This is a genomic window from Acutalibacter sp., assembly GCF_056800975.1.
The window spans coordinates 1-17,196 of the sequence record NZ_JBQISV010000044.1 but is presented as its reverse complement, the minus strand read 5'-3'; the positions used below and the strand labels follow the sequence as shown (position 1 = coordinate 17,196).

The window sequence follows — 17,196 nt, the reverse complement described above, 5'->3', positions numbered from 1 at the left end:
CTGACATTGCCCTTCGGGCAAGTCACGGAGTTTGCCTCGACTCCGAAGGAGTCGCCTTTTGCTTCGCAAAAGTACCGGCAAACTCCTACCGGTAGTCTCTCAACTACCTGGCGGCAGCAATCTACCCTGCCCTGCCCAACGCTTAGGGCCTTAAGGGCTTTGTCGAATGTCCGCTTTGCGGCCATTCGATAGGGGACCCCCGACGAGGGGTGAGCGTCTGCCGGTGGCAGACAAGCTGCGAACCGACCGAGGCGAAGCCGAGACCCCCTACCCTCCTGCGTTTTAGGGGTGTTTAAGGTCAAGGGCAAGACCTTGGGGACTCTGTCCCCAAACCTCTGCTTAAGGGACTTCTTGAAAGAATGTCCCTTCGGCTTCATCAAAGATGAAGCCGGAATCTTCAAGAACTTTCAATTTTTCCTGAGGCGGGGCTTCTATTCCCCTCCCGCCACATTCACCCCCGAGATGCGCAGCCCGTAGGGCCCCTCATAATAGGCCGACTGGTACTGCTCTGCGGAGAAGCGCAAGCCCTTCTGTGCGTCAAACAAGCTGCCGTTCACCGAGCCCCCGGTAACCGGCGTGGCTTTGCCGTCTTCGTCAATCAAATAGGCCAGCCGGATCTCTCCCCCGAAATGGCCGCTCATGGCGTCCATCTGAAAGTCGGAAAAGGTCACCGCCCACAGGCAGGGGCCCTGCTTCAGCTCCTCAAAGGGCGCGCCGGTGTTCCGGCAGCGGAGCCTGCGGTAAAGCCCTGTGGGCTTCACCCCCAAATAGCGGCAGAACCGGTTGGCCCCGTGAATGGCCTGCAGCTCTCCGCCCCGCAGCAGCTCCAGGTCCTCCATGGGGACGCCCTCCTCGCTGTAGGGGTCTGTGGCGCACAGGTCCAGGTCCAGCCTTGCGCCGGTAATGTCCTCCCCCTGCACCGGGTCCCCCAGCTTCCAGGTGGAGTAGCCGGGGTAGATCATGTGGGCCGCCGCCCGGTCTGGGTAATAGGAGAGCACCGTGGCCGCCGGGTCGCCGCTGAGCACCAGGTCGTACTGCCCGCTTTTGAGAATGCGCCGGGCCTTGGCCCTGTCCCGGACAAAGCCCAGGGCCTCGGCCACCTTTTGGGTGAGAGCCTCCCCGTCCAGGCTGTCATACCGGAAGGTGTTGTGAATCTCCACGTCCTCCGGCTCCCGGCACTGCACCACAAATTCCCCGTTGACCTGAGCGTCCGTATAGCTCACGTCCGTGCCGTTGGAGGAGAGAATGCGCCGCCGGGTGCGCGCCACAAAAATCTCCGCCGAATTTACAAACGCGTCCTGATGCCGGTCCGGCGCGAACAGGGCCCGGGCCATTTTTCCCGCGCTCTCCGCCAGGGGAGCCTGGGCCAGGGGGCCGGTCTTTTCCTTTAAGGGAGCCTGCGCCGGGTCGGGCAGGTCATAATAGGGGTTGGCGGCAAACTGGGCCGCGTACCAGGCCCCGGCCAGCTCCTCCCGCAGCCGGGCGTCGTCCATGGACTCCAACAAAGTCACGCTGGTAGCCCCCCGCAGAGGCCGGTCCCCCTCTGGGTTCTCCACGTCCCGAAACACAGTGACCTGCACCTTCCGCACATCCTTAAAACGCCGGGTATCCAGCTGCTGCCGGACAAAGAACAGCTCCGCGGTCTCCTCGGTGTTGTCGTTCATGCGCCACAGGGAGATGCCGCAGTCCCCCAAGGCCTGTTTGATTCTCTCAATCATCCTGACTACCTCCTTAGCCCAGCCTGATTCTGGCTTTCATGCAGGGTCCCCCGTCAGAGACCTTGACCCATTCCTTATACCCCTTGCCGCAAAAGCCGCTGCCGGAAAGGGCCAGCTCACGGCCTGTCATGGTGACAGACTTCAGCAGGTCCGGCACATAGCCGGTGAGCACAATGGGGGAGAAGACCTTACCCGTAAGCTTCCCGTCCTTGATCTCTCTGGCAATGGCAACCATGGCCTGAATGCCCCAGTTCTTGGGGTCCTCCATGCCGGACATGGGCTGCTGCAGCAGAAAACCGTAGGGGATAGAGGCGATCATCTCCTCCAGGCTGTGAGAGCCGGGCTCAAAGTAGGTGTTGGTCATGCGGGTGTAGGCCTTGCGCTCATAGCTCTCCCGGCGGCCGTTGCCTGTGGGCTTCCGCCCCAGCCGGGCGGCGCTGAGAGCGTCGCACATGCCGGTTTTCAGCACACCCTTGTCAATCACCACCGTGTCCCCGGTGAGGCTGCCCTCGTCGTCAAAGAACATGGTTGCGGTCTGGTCCACCGTGCTGCCGTCGTGCATGGTAATGAGCTCGCTGGCCACATACTGGCCGATATAGCTTTTGCCCAGGGCCCGGTCCTTTACAAACATGTCCATCTCCACCCCGTGGCCAAAGGCCTCGTGAACAATCATGCCTGTGGTCTCCGGGTCGCACACGCAGTCGTACTCGCCGGGGGTGATGGGCTGAGAGTCCAGCAGCTCCAGGGCCCGGCCGGCCACCTGGTCCACCGCGTCCTCCACCCCTTCCAGCACCTCCGCGCCCCCCAGGTTCGAGAAGCTCTCAAAGGCGTATTTCAGCTCCTGGCCCCGGGCGGCCATCATGGCCAGCGAGCAGGTGGTCCAGGTCAGGGTCTGGTCCAGGTCCCGGTTCTGGCTGAGAAAAATCTTCCGGCATCCCCGGTAGGCCATGCTCAGCTGAGCGTCCTTAATCCGCTGGTCCCGGGCCAGGGCCTTCTCCCGAATGCCCCGCAGCCGGGCAAGAATGGCCTCGTCCCCCAGCTCCTTGGGGTCTACCCGGCAGACCGTGGCCTTGCAAAGGCTGGCGGGCTCGTCGGCGGGAATGGGGGTGGGCAGAGGGGCGAAGCCCTCCAGGGCGGCGTTCTGGGCGGCAAGGCCCTGGGCCACCCGCTCCTCAATTTCCGGAATCATCTCCTCAGAGAAGCGGTTGAAGCTGTACTCGGCGCAGCCCACGCCGTCGAACACCCGCAGCACAAAGCCCGTGCCGCCGCGAAAGTCGCTGGCGTCGATATTCACCCCGCCCCGGCTGATGCTCCACCGGCGGGAGGCGTCCTCCACGGCCAGCGCCGAGGCATAGGGATAACGCTGCCCCAGGGCGCGGACCAGCTGCCTGAGAGCGGGCTTGAGAGAGTCTAAGGTTGAGAACACGCAAAAGCCTCCTTAATTATAGTATAGCGTTATTGTAATGCAAGCGGCGGGGCTTGTCAAGGGGACTTGACAGGGGACCGTGCATAGGGTACTCTAATTATAGAAACAGAAAGGAGGCGTCTATATGACAACAGAGAAGGAAATGGCCAGGATTGAACTGGCTATGATCTATGAGCTGCGGTTGGTATTTGGCGAGGGCGAGAAGACGGAGTACACCCGCGAGGAGATATTGGAGCTGCTGGACAAGATAGCGCTTGCAAAGAAATAATGGCATAGAAGGGAACCGGGAAACCGGTTCTTCTTTTTTTTGCGGATTTTTTGAAAAAGGCTATTAATTTTTTCAAGTTTCTGCCGATATACTAAATGACAGCGAGGGTAACAGAAACCAACTGAGGCTTCATAAAAATAAATTTTTAAGAACCCTTAATTTTTCAAGAAAGCTGCCGATAAATAAATTGTAAGGCCCAAGAAAGAAAAAAGGAACGAGGTTTCACCCGGCCCGGTTGCAAACGGGCTGGTGAACATAAAGACCGGCTGACCCGGCCCCCGCGCTCCGGCCAGGCACGAGGGACGAGAAAGCGAATATCCACTTGAGGAGGCTGTATACCTATGGACCAGGAACCAAAACAGCAGCAAAGGCGTTCGCCGCTGGTGCTGGTGCTCATCATCATCATTGTGGCGCTTGCCGCCGCCGCTGTGGTTTTGGTGGTTGGCAGGTTCAGCGAGAAAGCGCCCGAGCCAGTGCAGCTGGGCGACAACCAAACGCCGCTCATCGGCTACGAGGAGGGCGTGACGGTGGTCGACGACCCGGACGCGCTGCAAAACGCGGTGGATGAGGCGTATGCACAGGCGGCAAAACGCGGCGTTTCTGTGGAATACTTAAACGATGCGACTAGCAGTGATGGCACGAATTTTGAATGTTACATTGCGAACCCTACTGTTTCTGACTATGATGTCTACATTCAGATTTTTGAAGACGACCAGTTCACTCAGCAGTTGTATCTCTCCAAGCTGATCCCCCCGGGGAGCGCGAAGCGGGACATCACCCTGGACAAAAAGCTCTCGCCGGGCACCCATCGTGTGTATGTGACCTATACTCAAGTTGAGGACGACCATGCTACAATTTATCAACAAGCTACGGTGACAATGGATTTTACCGTAGAGATGAAATGACGAAGGAGCGTTATTTTTATGAAAAAAGTTCTTAGCGTAGTTCTGGCTCTGGCCATGATTCTGGCCGTTGCGGCCCCCGCTTTTGCTACTGCCCCCGCCCCCATCACCGACCCCTCCAAGCTGGCTACCGGCGGCACGGTTAAGGTTGACGGCGAGACCTCTGTTGGCACCATCAACGTTACTCTTCCTGGCGCTACCAAGCTGGTTGTCAACCCCTATGGGCTTAAGTACAGTGGCACGGTAAACGGCACAGACCTTACCGATAAGCAGGACCAGATCATTTTCCCCGGCCAGTTTATCTCTTCCAACAGCACCTCCAAGCTGGCAGTTTTTGCTAACATTACTGGTGTTGCGGCTGGCAACGCGAAGTTTGCTACCGAGTGGATTGACAATACTTCAGACCATGTAGCGGGAACAAAGTATCCCAACAATGTCTGCCTGGTGTTCCAGACTGCGAACGCTACAAAGGGTGCTACTCCTGCTGAGCCCACCTGGACCGCTGTCACTGCTGTTCCTGATGAGCCCAAGACTGATGGCACTGTGAACACCGAGCTGTTGGTCTCCAGCCGCGGCACCACCCTGAAGGTGGGCGAGCTGGCCGCGAGTACTGACGTTGCGGATGACGGCGAAACCAATCACCTGGCTTTCCGGTTTACCGGCGTTGCCGAGCAGCGCCCCGATACTCCCTGGACTGATAAGGACAAGGTTACTGCTTCTATCGTGTTTACCTTCACTCCTATGGTCTGATTTTTTCTCAATATACAGTACAGCATTTCATGCTTTCCACTGGCTCAGCCAGTAGAAATATTTAGATAATACGTTGTGCGGCCCGACAGCCTGGCCGGATATCGGGCCGCAACTGCGTATTTATCGTAATGGCCCTGCCCTGTGCGGAAGGACCCGTGCAGGTTATAAAAATACATTCTGAAGGAGCAGAATTATGCGTATTCAACACAACATCATGGCTATGAACAGCTACCGGAACTACAACAACAACACCAAGGCCCTGTCCGCCAACCTGGAAAAGCTGAGCTCCGGCTACAGAATCAACCGCGCTGGCGACGACGCCGCCGGTCTGGCCATTTCTGAGAAGATGCGCGCTCAGATCACCGGTCTGGACGCTGCCAAGAAGAACGCCAAGGACGCCAACGGCTTGATCAAGACCGCTGAGGGCGCTCTGCAGGAGGTCCAGGACATGCTGAACCGCATGGTCTACCTGGCCGAGCAGTCTGCCAACGGGACCTATGACGATGATATCGACCGTAACGCCCTCCAGGACGAGGTTGACTCCCTGGTTTCCGAAATCAACCGTATCGGTCAGACTGCCAACTTTAACGGCAAGAAGCTGCTCAACGGTGAGATGGGCGAAAACGAGGTTACTGGCGAGGCCATGAAGTTCCAGATTGGTGACTCCGCTGCTGCGGCCGACCAGCTTGATATGGGCGAGGCTTTGGGTAAGGGCCTTGACATGGATTACTCCAAGTTCAACCTTACCAGATTCATCAAGACTGCGAACATTGAGAACGCTGATGTTGGCACAGGTAATGCTATCCCTACGCGCGGTGTTATCAAGGTTGATGTTACTTCTGTTACTGGTGCGTTGCAGGCCGTTGCTGATCTCCGTGGCGTGAAAGATTCGGCTGCTAAAGATGTTGAGGCAGTTGAGCCCAGAGAGGGTCTCATCAATATCGTCTCTGGTTTCCGCGGCAAGCTGGGCGCTGTGTCCAACCGTCTGGACCACACCGTCAACAACCTGTCCGTCATGCAGGAGAACATTCAGGACGCTGAGTCCACCATCCGCGACACCGACGTGGCCGACGAGATGATGAAGTACACCAAGAACAACATCCTCATCCAGTCCGCTCAGGCTATGCTGGCTCAGTCCAACGCTGTGCCCCAGGGCGTTCTGCAGCTGCTGCAGTAAGCTACATCGGTTGTTTTTGGCTAGTTTGTACAAAATGGGTCGGGTCCCTCTGGGGGCCCGGCCCTTTTTTTGGTTGACTGGCCCCGCCCCGTCTGCTATACTAAAGCAAAAAGGAGCATTCCCATGAACCGTGAACAGCTTGCCAAAATGATTGACCAAACCCTCCTCAAGCCCAATGTCACCCTCGACGACCTGCGCCGCCACTGTGAAACCGCCCTGCAATATGGCTTTGGGGCGGTGGCTGTCAACAGCGCGGCGGCCGGCTTTTGCGCGGAGATCTTGAAGGGCTCCCCGGTGCGGGTTGCCGCCTGCGTGGGCTTCCCCCTGGGCCAGAGCAGCGCCGCGGTGAAGGTCTTCGAGGCCCAGGAGGCCCTGGCCGCAGGGGCGGGAGAGATTGACTATGTGGTCAACCTGGTAGACGTGAAAAGCGACCGCTGGGACCTGGTGGGGGAGGAGATGCGCCGCATAGCCGAGGCCTGCCGGGCGGTGGGCGCGGCCAGCAAGGTCATTTTTGAGACCTGCTACCTGACCCATGCCGAAAAGCTGCGCCTGTGCCTGCTGGCATCTCGGGTGCGGCCCACCTTTGTGAAGACCTCCACGGGCTTCGGCACGCCGGGCCCCGGCCTGCCCACCGGCGCGACCCTGGAGGACGTGCGCCTGATGAAGGAGGCCAGCGGCGTGCAGGTGAAGGCCTCGGGAGGCATCCGCACCACTGAGCAGGCCCTGGCCATGATTGAGGCAGGGGCCAGCCGCATCGGCGCCAGCAACGGGGTGGCGATTGTAGAGGGCCTGAGCGAATAGCAGAATGATTACAAAGATTTTTGAGGACCGCAGACTGTGCGGCCCTCTTTTTTTCTTTTTCGGACATATCAATGGAAGCAGAGCGAGAAAATAGCCGCAATAATAGTACACTGGATGTGTTAAAGCTGTCGAATTAAGAATTTCAAAGAGAAAATTAAAAAAATCAATTTCCATATTGACATTGTTAAGGATTGGTGCTATAATCTCAAACATAGAGAGCGCTCAAAACTAAAATGAGGTGAACAGACTATGGCGAATATGGGAAACGCGGCAAAGAAAAACCACCACGCACCGGCCCAGTGCCCGGTGTGCGGAGAGAAGATGCAGGTCACCGGCCTGCGGTGCGGCAGCTGCGGCACCGAGCTTCACGGCAGCTTCGCCCCCTGCCGGTTCTGCACCCTGGAGGAGAAGCACCTGCAGTTTGTGGAGGTGTTCCTCCGGTGCCGGGGGTCCATCAAAGAGGTAGAGAAGGCCCTGGGGGTCAGCTACCCCACAGTGAAGAACATGCTGGACGCCGCCCTTGGCGCTCTGGGCCTGGACGAGAAGCCCGAGCTGCGCCCGGCCCGGACAGAGGAGGAGCGGGGGGAGATTCTGGCCCGGCTCTCCTCAGGAGAGCTGGATGTGAACGCGGCCCTTGAGGCGCTGCAGCAGCTGAAAGGTGGGAAATAACATGTGCGGAGAAAAAAACCTGCCGGAGATGCTCCGGTATGTGAGCCCCACAAGAGACAACGCCCTGCGGCTGGCCGTAGAGGAGCACTTGGAAAATATGAGAAGAAAGCAGAACCGGAAGGATTTGGAAAGGTGGGAGACAAAATGAGCGAGAGCAATAGCAAACGCACCATTCTTGAGATGCTGGAACAGGGGAAGATTACCCAGGAGCAGGCCGGCCAGCTGCTGGCCGCTATGGAGGACGAGGAGGGGACAGAGGCACTTGCCTCCCAGCAGGAGGCCGGACAGGACCCGGTTGCCATAACCGTGGGCCTGGAGGACGAAGAGGTTGAGGTGAAAGTTCTCAGCCCGGAGGACCAGGCCGGAACCCCCGAGGCCGGCCGTCCCCGGCAGGTGCGGGTGACAGTGGCAGACAGCGGCCCTATGCCGGCGATGCCCACGCCGCCCACACCCCCCACACCCCCCACACCCCCTGTGCCGCCCACGCCGCCCACACCTCCTGCGCCCCCCACGCCGCCTACGCCGCCCACGCCGCCTACGCCGCCCACGCCGCCTACGCCGCCCACGCCGCCTACGCCGCCCACGCCGCCCGCGCCCCCTATCCCGCCAGAGACGGACGACCCGGAGGAGTACCGGGAGCGGATGGAGGAGATTCAGGAGCGCTACCAGGAGATGATGGAGGAGTACCAGCAGCAGGTGGAGGAGCAGAACGAGGCTTATCAGGAACAGGTTGAGGCGCAGAACGAGGCCTACCAGGACCAGCTGGAGGCCTATCAGGAGCAGATTGAGGAAATGAACGAGGCCTACCAGGAACAAATGGAGGCGTACCAGGAGGAGATGGAGGCCTACCAGGAGAAAGTGGAGGCCTACCAGGAGCGTCAACGCCGCCAGGCCCGGCGGACAGAGCCCCAGGCCCAGTGGAGCGGGGCGGCCCCTGCCCTGAATGAGCGGGAGCGTGACCGAATCTACTTTGAGGCCTACGACAAGGTGTATAACCCGGCCTATGAGGCCCTCTACAACAAGTTCGGCCCAGGCACAGAGGGCTTCCAGGAGGAGGTTCGGCGCATTGCCCAGGAGGCCCGGCAGGCGGCGGAGCAGGCCGTGGAGCAGGCCAGGGCAGCGCAGCCCCAGACTGGCCCGCGGCCCCCGAAGACCGGCGGCTGGGGGGCCTGGCTCAACAATCTGGGCCGGGAGATCAACCAGGCCATGAGCGGCATTGGCCAGGAGATCGGCATTGACCTGAACGAGGCCATGAATGACGTGGCCAGTGCGGTCAGCGACATAAAGGACTCTCTGCGGGACATGGTGGAGGACTGGCAGGAGCAGAAGGAGGATGACGAGGACTTCTGCGACTTTGAACAGGAGTTCCCCACTGACGGCAGCCAGGAGGAGGACAGCGCCCCGGAGCCCGGGAGCGAATGGGTGGACAGCCACAGCAGCCAGCAGGGGCAGGAATATGTCAACACGGCCAGCATTCCCATGCATGCTCTGGAAAAGCTGGATATTCACTGGTTTACAGGCCAGGTGGCTGTGGAGCCCTGGGACGGGGACTGCGTCGAGGTGACGGAGTTCAGCAAAAAGCCCCTGGAGCCCAGCCGGCGCATGGCAGTCTATGCCAAGGACGGGGAGAAGCTGACCATTGAGTGGAACCGGAAAAAGTTCGGCTGGAACCTGACCGCCGGCATGGCCAAGCGGCTTGTGGTCCGGGTCCCGGAAAAACTGAACGGGAAGCTGGAGCACCTGAATGTGAATACGGTCTCCGCCAATGTCCGGCTGACCGGCCTGACAGGCGAGGACTTTGAGGCCTCCACCGTGTCCGGCGCCATTGCGGCCCAGGGGCTGCACAGCGAGGGGATGCGGCTCCACGCGGTGTCCGGCACTGTGGCGGCGGAGGATGTGTCCGCTGAAAAGCTGAAGCTGAGCAGCGTGTCCGGCACCGTGAAGGCGGAGGGCTTTGCCGCCGAGCAGGCCGAGCTCAGCGCGGTGTCCGGTACCGTGGCGGCTCATGGCAACGCGGAGAGCTTCCGGGTGAGCACCACCTCCGGCCAGGCCAGGCTGACGGTGGACCAGTGCCCGGAAAAGGCGAAGCTGAGCGCGGTCTCCGGCAGCCTGTGCCTGGCCCTGCCGGAGAACGGGGGCTTTACCGCCCACTACAGCTCTGTCTCCGGGAGATTCCGCACCGACTTCCCTGTGACGGACAGGGACGGCGGGAAGAAGAAGGGCAAGGCCGTGTATGGCAATGGAGAGACCAGAATCGAGATGAATACCACCTCCGGCAGTATGCAGGTGGTGAGAAAGCAGTAAGAACCGGGATTCGCCCGGACCGGCGCGGAAGACCCTCGCTTCTTCCGCAATTCCGGTGGTGCATACAGGTTCTGAGCATGGGGGGGCGTTCCATCCGGACAGGGTGGAGCGGCCCCCTTTTGCAAAAAAAATTTCTGCTCCTGAGATATTCCGCCCCTCTGAGGGGTATATGTAGTGAAAAGCTTTTCAACACCGGCAAAGGAGGCGGCAGGATGACGCCGGAGGAATTTTCCCACTACGCCAGACAGTTTGGCGACACGGTATACCGGGTGGCTCTGAACGCCTGCAAAAGCCCCGCCGACGCCGAGGACCTGACCCAGACCGTTCTGCTGAAGCTCTATCAGGACAAAACCGACTTTGAGGGCCCGGAGCATGTGCGCCGCTGGCTGATTCGGGTGGCGGTGAACCAGTCCCGCAAGCTCATCCGCTCCCCCTGGTTCCGCCGCAGGGCCCCTTTAGAGGCCTGGTCCGGCACAGCGGAGCTTCCGGCCCCAGAGGAGAGCCGGCTGTTTTTGGCGGTGATGGCCCTGCCGGAAAAATACCGGGTTCCCCTGTACCTCTACTATTATGAGGACTACCCTGTGCGGGAGGTGGCGGCGTTGTGCGGGCTGAAGGAGTCCACCGTGCAGACCCGCCTGCAGAGGGCCCGGGAAAAATTGAAGCAGACACTGACAACGCAAGAGGAGGATTCATAATGGAATTTGACCGAGAGCTGTATCAACGCACCTTTTCCAGGCTGAAAGCCTCCCCGGAGAAAATTCAGGAGGTAATTCATATGACAGAGAACCGCAAAACCAAGAAGACCGCCCGCAGAGCCCTGGCAGCCGTGGCAGTAACGGCCCTGGCCGTGCTCACCGCCATGGGGGCCAACGCCGCCACCGGAGGGCAGCTGTTCGCCCGCATGGTGTCCTTCACCCAGTCGGCGGACGGGCGGACCGCAGAGATGGTGTTTGAGGTGGACAACGGCGCTCAGGGGGGCGGCGGCGAAATGAGCTTCCACATCTACGAGTCCGGCGATGAGGGCAAGGCTGTGGTGAACTATCAGGATGAGAAGGGCCGGCCCCTTCAGGCGGAGCTGGACATGGACGTGGACGCGGAGCTTTCTCTGGACGGCCGGCAGTTGCAGGTAAACGGGGTGATTCTGGAAGGGGACCGGGCGGTGGTTCAGTACGCCGGTGAAGACGGGGAGGCAGCCGTTGCCGTGCTGATGCTGCCTGAGGACTGCCAGGGCTTTGAGAGCCTGAGCGCCCTGCTGCAGGCCAAAGGCAAGGTCAGCGGCGCAACCCAGGACGGCGGAGCCTATGAGCTGACCGCCGGGAAGTGAAGTATAGTAAGCGCAGTGGCGCGGGCATACCCGTGCCGCCAGGTTCAAAAGAGGCAGCGCCTTTTTTTGAACTGCGTTAACGATAACGCAGAAGCAAGAGCGGCAAGAGCAGAAAAGGGGAGCTCCCAAAAGGGGGCTCCCCTTACTTTTTGTCCGCGCTATGCCGGGGAAAGTATTGACACTAAAACTGAAAGTATAGTATAATATAATGCAATGTGAAATTGCGGTCGTCCAGGGCTGAAAGAAAGAAAAGGCTGCGCTCACCAACCGGTCCTGGCAGAAGCGCGGCGCGCCCCTGTGGGGGAATGGAGACGGTCTATGAAAGCGAAATTCATCAAGGGAAACAAGCGGAAAGGGCAGAGGCTTCTGCTGTCCATTGTGCTGGTCTTTTGCGCCATGGGGGCGGTGGTGTATCTGGCCTCCCGGCAGGTCTCCCGGGAGATGTCCTCTGCCGCGATTCAGAACCTGAGCGAGAGCCTGGACCTGATTCAGTATACCATTGAGGCCATTCTGCGCAGCGAGGCGGACTTTCAGACCCTGATTGCCCAGGAAATCGCCCGGGCGGAGGACCCGGAGGAATATATCTGCGCCTATGAGAAAAACCAGGCCATGTCGAAAATGTCCCTGATTCTCACAGGGAAGACAGAGGGGGTCTCAAACACCGGCGAGCCCTTTACCGAGGAGGGGCTGGACTTCTCCGGAGGCGGCGTGGTGGGGGGCATGCCGGTGTCCCAGTCCTATGTCAACCACATGGGCACCTGGTCTTACACCATGAAGTGCCCGGTGCAGCGGGATGGGGAGGAGATTGGCACCCTTTACGCCGAGTATGTGTTCGACGCCATTGACCGCTCTCTGCCCAGCGGCTTTTACGACAAGCAGGCCACCCTGTATATTATGGACGCCCAGAGCCAGCGCTTTGTGCTCAAGCCCAAGGGCATGGGCCAGCGCAGCGCCGGGCACCTGAATCTGGCGGACTTTTACCGGGCCAACAGCATTGAGGACCCGGCTATTCAGGCGGAAATAGACCGATGCCTGAATAACGGAGAAAAGGCCCTGTTCTACCACGACATCCGGGAGGAGCACGCCCTGAACTACATGTGGCCGGTGAACGGCGGCTCCTTTTTTCTGGTGGGCTATGTGCCGGTAGAGGCCATTCAGCAGGAGGGGCGCATTGTCAACCAGAACATCTACTTTGTGGTGGCCTTTATGCTGGCGGCGTTCTGCCTGTGCATCGGCCTCTACTATCTCAGCCGCAGGCAGCAGAACAAGCTGCAGCGGGAGCGGGAGGAGGAGCGCAGGCTCCACAACCAGCAGCTGGCCGAGGCCCTGCAGGCGGCGCAGATTGCCAGCCAGTCCAAAACCACCTTTCTCTCCAACATGTCCCACGACATACGCACCCCCATGAACGCGGTGCTGGGCTTTGCCTCTCTGCTGGCCAACGAGGCGGAAAACCCGGGGAAGGTGCGGGAATATACCGGCAAAATCATGGCCTCGGGCCAGCATCTGCTGAGCCTGATTAACGATATTCTGGACGTGTCGAAAATTGAGAGCGGCAAGGTGGCGCTCAGCTACGAGAACTTTTCTCTCAGCAGCGTGCTGGCCTCGGTAGACGCCATTATTCTGCCCATGGCCAGGGCCAAGGGCCAGCGGTTCCATGTGGAGATGACCGGGGTGCGCCACGAGTATCTGGTGGGGGACGAGACCCGGATTAACCAGGTGCTGATCAACCTGCTCTCCAACGCGGTCAAGTACACGCCGGAGGGGGGGAGCATCTGGCTGCGGGTCATCGGCCTCAAGCAGCGTTCCAGTCAGTATGAACGGCTGCGCATTGAGGTGGAGGACACCGGCTACGGCATGACGCCGGAGTTTCTGGAAACCATTTTTGACGCCTTTACCCGGGCGGAGAACAGCACCACCAACAAAATTCAGGGCACGGGCCTGGGCATGGCTATCACCAAAAGCATTGTGGAGCTTATGGGCGGCGCCATCGAGGTCAGCAGCCAGGTAGACCAGGGCTCTCTCTTCCGGGTGGAGTGGGAGCTGCGCATTCAGGAGGAGCAGCTGGACCGGCAGTTCTGGCAGCGGCAGGGCATTTCTCAGGTCCTGCTGGCAGGGGGAGACAGCCGGAGCCACGAGAACATCCAGGCCCTGATGGAGAACACCGGCCTGACCCTGGCCACAGCCGGGGACCTGGACCAGGCCCTTGCCTGGCTGCGGGAGAACAGCTGTCAGCTGGTTCTGGCGGACTGGGAGGCCTGCGGCCCACAGGGGGTGGAGGCCCTGGACGAGGCCCTGCCCGGCGGCGGGCTGCTGGCGCTGCTGGCTGAGGCCGGCGCCTCTGAGGCGGAAGAGCGGCTGAAGCCGGGCCGCATTGGCCTTGTCTCCAAGCCCTTCTTTGTGTCGGCCCTGCGGGAGAGGACCGCGGAGCTGCGGGGAGCCCCCAACAGGGAGGAGCCTGGGGAGAAGCTTTTGAGCCTGAAGGGGCTTCACTTTCTGGCGGCGGAGGACAATGCCATCAACGCGGAGATTCTCACCGAGCTGCTGGAGCTGGAAGGGGCTACCTGTCAGGTGCTGGAAAACGGCCGGCTGGCTTTGGAGCGTTTTGAGCAGGCCCGGCCAGGGGAGTTTGACGCCATTCTGCTGGACGTGCAGATGCCGGTGATGAACGGCCACGAGGCCGCTCGGGCTATCCGCGCTTTGCAGCGGGAGGACGCGGGGGCCATCCCCATCATCGCCATGACCGCCAACGCCTTTGCCGAGGATGAAAAGGCGGCGTTGGCCGCGGGCATGGACGCGCATGTGTCCAAGCCCCTGGATATGGAGCTTTTGAAAAAGGCCATACGCCAATGCAAGAACGATATGAAAGACTGGTGAGCGGATTGAACAACAGAATATGGAGAGGCCTGGTCCTTTGTATGGGGGCGCTGGCGTTGCTGGCGGCCTGCGGGGGGCTGGTAGAGCCCAAAAACCTTGTGTCCCAGTCCCAGGGGGAGGAGCGGGAGGTGGTCCTGTTCAGCCCCATGGAGAAGACGGACCCTGACGCGGAGAACGTGGCCCGCATGGCCTCAGACCTGACCGTGGCCATGGCCCAGGAGGCCCTGGGGGTGACCGTGGCCTACACCACCTATACGGCGGAGGACCATGAGGACAAAACCTACGACCAGGTGGCCCTGGACCGGGCCCGGCACAATATGGACGATGTCTACCTGCTGAACCCAGACGTCATTCAGATTCTGGGAGCAGAGGGCAAGCTGATGGACCTCTCAGGGCTGGACAGCGCGAAAAACCTCCGGGAGGTCGTCCGGGTGGCCAACACTGTGGACGGAAAGCTGGTGGCCATCCCCCAGGAGGTGGTGGCCTACGGGCTGTTTGTCAACCAGGACCTGTTTCAGAAATACCACCTGGAGCTGCCAAAGACCCCGGAGGAATTTCTGGAGTGCTGCCGGGTGTTCAAAGAGAACGGCATTGAAACCCCTGTGGGGGCCAACCGCTGGTGGCTGGAGACCTTTGTTCTGGCCCAGGCCTATGCGGACCTGTACAACGGCGGCAACACTGAGGCGGAGATCGCGGCCCTGAACAGCGGCGAGGCCCGATACAGCGACTATATGCGCCCGGGCTTCGAGTTTTTGCAAACCATGATTGACCGGGGCTATATCGACCCGGAGAAGGCTTTGGTCAGCGAGGCCATTGAGGGGGAGAGAGAGGATTTTCTCAGCCAGAAGACCCCCATTGTCATGGCCTACTGGGGCGCGGCCAACACCGAGAGCGCCTATGGCAAAACCAGCTTTGAGATGACGGTGATCGGCTTTCCCAGCAGCCGGGGCCAGATGCCCGTGATGTCCGTGACCGGCCTGGCGGTGGGGGCCGAGGCCAGGCACCGGGAGGACGCGGCCCAGGTAGTGAACATCATGACCTCTGACCAGGCCCTGCAGCTTTACGCTGAGACCAACCGGGTCATCTCCCCCTCTGAAAATGTGAAGGTGGACTGCGTCCCCGCCCTGCAGCCTCTTAACGACCGGATTGAGGAGGGCGTGTATGTGCTGGGCTCCAATGCCAGCATGAAGGTGGAGCAGTGGGGCAACACCTGCCTGATTGTGCGCCGGCTGCTGGAGGGCGCCACCGTGGATGAATGTATGGCTGAGTTTGACCGGCTGCAGGACCAGGCCCTGAAATAGAAAAGAAAAACGCTGCCCGGGAACAGAGTCTTTGGCTGGCTCTGCCCCGGGCTATGCTTTTGCCGCCCCACAGGGGACATGCCCCAAAATTGAACAAAATAACCGGCTGTGGGCGGGAAAATATGGGGATGAAAGAAAATTCATGGATAAACCTTGACAATGTATATTTATGCAGCTATAATGGGTAACAAATCAAAAAAGAAAGAAGTGCGAATGAGTATGAAGATGAAAAAGTGGATTGCCCTGGCCCTGGCCCTGTGCCTGATGCTGACCGCCCTGGCGGCCTGCGGGGGCTCTGGCAAAGACGACAGCAAAACCCTGAAGGTGGCAACCAGCCCCGACTTTGCCCCCATGGCCTTTGTGGACACCAGCAAGCAGGGTCAGGACCAATATGTGGGCTTTGACATTATGCTGGCCCAGTATATTGCGGACGAGATGGGCAAGGAGCTGGTGATTATGCCCATGAGCTTTGAGGCCTGCACCACCGCGGTGAGCATGGGCACCGTGGACATGGCCATCTCCGGCTTTTCTTGGCGGGAGGACCGGGAGCAGAACTTCAACCTCTCTGATTTCTACTATCCCGGGGACAATGAGAGCGACCAGGTGGTCATCACCCTGAAGGAGAACGAGGGCAGGTTTGCCGCTGCGGCAGACTTTAAGGGTGTGAAGGTGGGGGCCCAGACCGCCTCTCTGCAGGAGTCTCTGTGTCAGGAGCAGCTGCCCGACTGCGAGCTGGTCACCATCGGCGACCTGGGCACGGGCCTGCTGCAGCTGAAAAACGGCGACTTTGAGGCCATGGCCGTGGCAAAGGGCCAGGCGGACGTGTTCATGTCCAACGACCCGGCAGTGGCCCTGTCCGGCTTCCAGTTTGAGGTGGACGAGAAGTACACCGCCAATGTGATTGTGCTGAAAAAGGGCGCGGACAGCCTCACCGAGGAGGTGAACGGCATTCTCAAAAAGGCCTACGACGCCAATGTGTACGGCGGCTGGTATGAGGAGGCCAAGGAGCTGGCCATGAGCGCCACAGCCAATGAGGTCAGCTATGACGATGAGGGCAACGCCCCTGCCGGGAGCGAGTCCTCCTCTGAAGCAGAGTAAGCGGCAGCGCGTCAGCCCTTAGCGGACCCGCCCGGCGTCGGGCGGGTCCCACGGCATTCGGAACTTGTACCAATAGGATTTGTGCCTGGATTTTCGAGCAAATTTTGCTGTTGTCAAGGCGCAAATCCGCAGGCAATCTCGCGATTGGCTTGCAACACAGTCAACCGTGATATTTGCCGAAAAGGCAGGTGCAAACTCCTATTGATACAAGTTCTCAGAAAAAGGAGGAAGCAAGGCATGGATTTATCCCTGTTGGGCCCCAATATTCTCCGGCTTTTGCGGGAATACTGGCAGGTATTTTTGTTGGAGGGCGTGGTCAACACCCTGAAGCTCACCGCCATCGCGGTGCTGTTCGGCGTGATTTTGGGCACGCTGGTGGCTATGGTCAAAATGTGCCGGTTTCGGGCGGCGCGGTTTCTCATCGGCGTGTATATCGAGGTCATCCGGGGCACGCCCATTCTGCTGCAGCTGTACATATTTTACTTTGTGCTGCCCCAGCTGCTGCCCTTTCTGGCCCTGTCGCCCTTTATGTGGGTGGCGCTGGCCCTGTGCATCAACTCCTCGGACACATAGGCCGAGGAGTT

16 protein-coding genes are annotated in these 17,196 nt (G+C 60.0%); 14 read left to right on the top strand and 2 right to left on the bottom strand.

Annotated features, from left to right (window positions below; translation table 11 throughout):
- Window positions 1-431: 431 nt before the first annotated feature.
- Both ACTO5E_RS06500 and ACTO5E_RS06495 read right to left on the bottom strand, forming a co-directional pair.
- Window positions 432-1,718, bottom strand: coding sequence for a metallopeptidase TldD-related protein (locus ACTO5E_RS06500; protein WP_482302579.1), 1,287 nt, complete (start codon window positions 1,716-1,718; stop codon window positions 432-434).
- A gap of 13 nt (window positions 1,719-1,731) precedes the next feature.
- Window positions 1,732-3,144 (bottom strand): TldD/PmbA family protein, encoded by a 1,413-nt coding sequence (locus ACTO5E_RS06495; protein WP_482302577.1) that lies wholly within the window; start codon window positions 3,142-3,144, stop codon window positions 1,732-1,734.
- 124 nt (window positions 3,145-3,268) lie between these two features.
- Here ACTO5E_RS06495 and ACTO5E_RS06490 point away from each other — a divergent pair, with 124 nt between their 5' ends.
- From ACTO5E_RS06490 to ACTO5E_RS06425, 14 genes are all read left to right on the top strand, one after another.
- A complete protein-coding gene (locus ACTO5E_RS06490; protein ID WP_482302576.1) occupies window positions 3,269-3,412 on the top strand; it encodes a hypothetical protein in 144 nt (47 codons plus the stop codon).
- A gap of 341 nt (window positions 3,413-3,753) precedes the next feature.
- The gene (locus tag ACTO5E_RS06485; RefSeq protein WP_482302574.1) at window positions 3,754-4,317 is read left to right on the top strand and encodes a hypothetical protein; all 564 of its coding nucleotides are present in this window, start codon (window positions 3,754-3,756) and stop codon (window positions 4,315-4,317) included.
- Window positions 4,318-4,335: 18 nt separating this feature from the next.
- A complete protein-coding gene (locus ACTO5E_RS06480; RefSeq protein ID WP_482302572.1) occupies window positions 4,336-5,064 on the top strand; it encodes a hypothetical protein in 729 nt (242 codons plus the stop codon).
- A gap of 193 nt (window positions 5,065-5,257) precedes the next feature.
- The gene (locus ACTO5E_RS06475) at window positions 5,258-6,241 is read left to right on the top strand and encodes a flagellin N-terminal helical domain-containing protein (protein ID WP_482302570.1); all 984 of its coding nucleotides are present in this window, start codon (window positions 5,258-5,260) and stop codon (window positions 6,239-6,241) included.
- A gap of 123 nt (window positions 6,242-6,364) precedes the next feature.
- On the top strand, window positions 6,365-7,042 hold the full coding sequence (gene deoC, locus ACTO5E_RS06470; RefSeq protein ID WP_482302569.1) for a deoxyribose-phosphate aldolase: 678 nt from the start codon (window positions 6,365-6,367) through the stop codon (window positions 7,040-7,042).
- Between the two features lie 249 nt (window positions 7,043-7,291).
- The gene (locus ACTO5E_RS06465) at window positions 7,292-7,711 is read left to right on the top strand and encodes a DUF2089 domain-containing protein (protein WP_482302567.1); all 420 of its coding nucleotides are present in this window, start codon (window positions 7,292-7,294) and stop codon (window positions 7,709-7,711) included.
- Between the two features lies 1 nt (window position 7,712).
- Window positions 7,713-7,859: a hypothetical protein gene (locus tag ACTO5E_RS06460; RefSeq protein WP_482302565.1), complete on the top strand. Its 147-nt coding sequence runs from the start codon at window positions 7,713-7,715 to the stop codon at window positions 7,857-7,859.
- On the top strand, window positions 7,856-10,015 hold the full coding sequence (locus tag ACTO5E_RS06455; RefSeq protein WP_482302563.1) for a DUF4097 family beta strand repeat-containing protein: 2,160 nt from the start codon (window positions 7,856-7,858) through the stop codon (window positions 10,013-10,015). The genes ACTO5E_RS06460 and ACTO5E_RS06455 overlap by 4 nt, the downstream gene beginning before the upstream one ends.
- A 212-nt stretch (window positions 10,016-10,227) precedes the next feature.
- Window positions 10,228-10,710, top strand: coding sequence for a sigma-70 family RNA polymerase sigma factor (locus tag ACTO5E_RS06450; protein ID WP_482302562.1), 483 nt, complete (start codon window positions 10,228-10,230; stop codon window positions 10,708-10,710).
- On the top strand, window positions 10,710-11,339 hold the full coding sequence (locus tag ACTO5E_RS06445; RefSeq protein WP_482302560.1) for a hypothetical protein: 630 nt from the start codon (window positions 10,710-10,712) through the stop codon (window positions 11,337-11,339). The genes ACTO5E_RS06450 and ACTO5E_RS06445 overlap by 1 nt, the downstream gene beginning before the upstream one ends.
- A 318-nt stretch (window positions 11,340-11,657) precedes the next feature.
- Window positions 11,658-14,213, top strand: coding sequence for an ATP-binding response regulator (locus tag ACTO5E_RS06440; protein ID WP_482302559.1), 2,556 nt, complete (start codon window positions 11,658-11,660; stop codon window positions 14,211-14,213).
- 41 nt (window positions 14,214-14,254) lie between these two features.
- Entirely contained in the window at window positions 14,255-15,514 is a 1,260-nt protein-coding gene (locus ACTO5E_RS06435) for an ABC transporter substrate-binding protein (RefSeq protein ID WP_482302557.1), read from the top strand.
- Between the two features lie 213 nt (window positions 15,515-15,727).
- On the top strand, window positions 15,728-16,612 hold the full coding sequence (locus ACTO5E_RS06430) for a transporter substrate-binding domain-containing protein (RefSeq protein ID WP_482302555.1): 885 nt from the start codon (window positions 15,728-15,730) through the stop codon (window positions 16,610-16,612).
- Between the two features lie 237 nt (window positions 16,613-16,849).
- Window positions 16,850-17,185, top strand: coding sequence for an ABC transporter permease subunit (locus ACTO5E_RS06425; protein WP_482302553.1), 336 nt, complete (start codon window positions 16,850-16,852; stop codon window positions 17,183-17,185).
- Window positions 17,186-17,196: the final 11 nt, after the last annotated feature.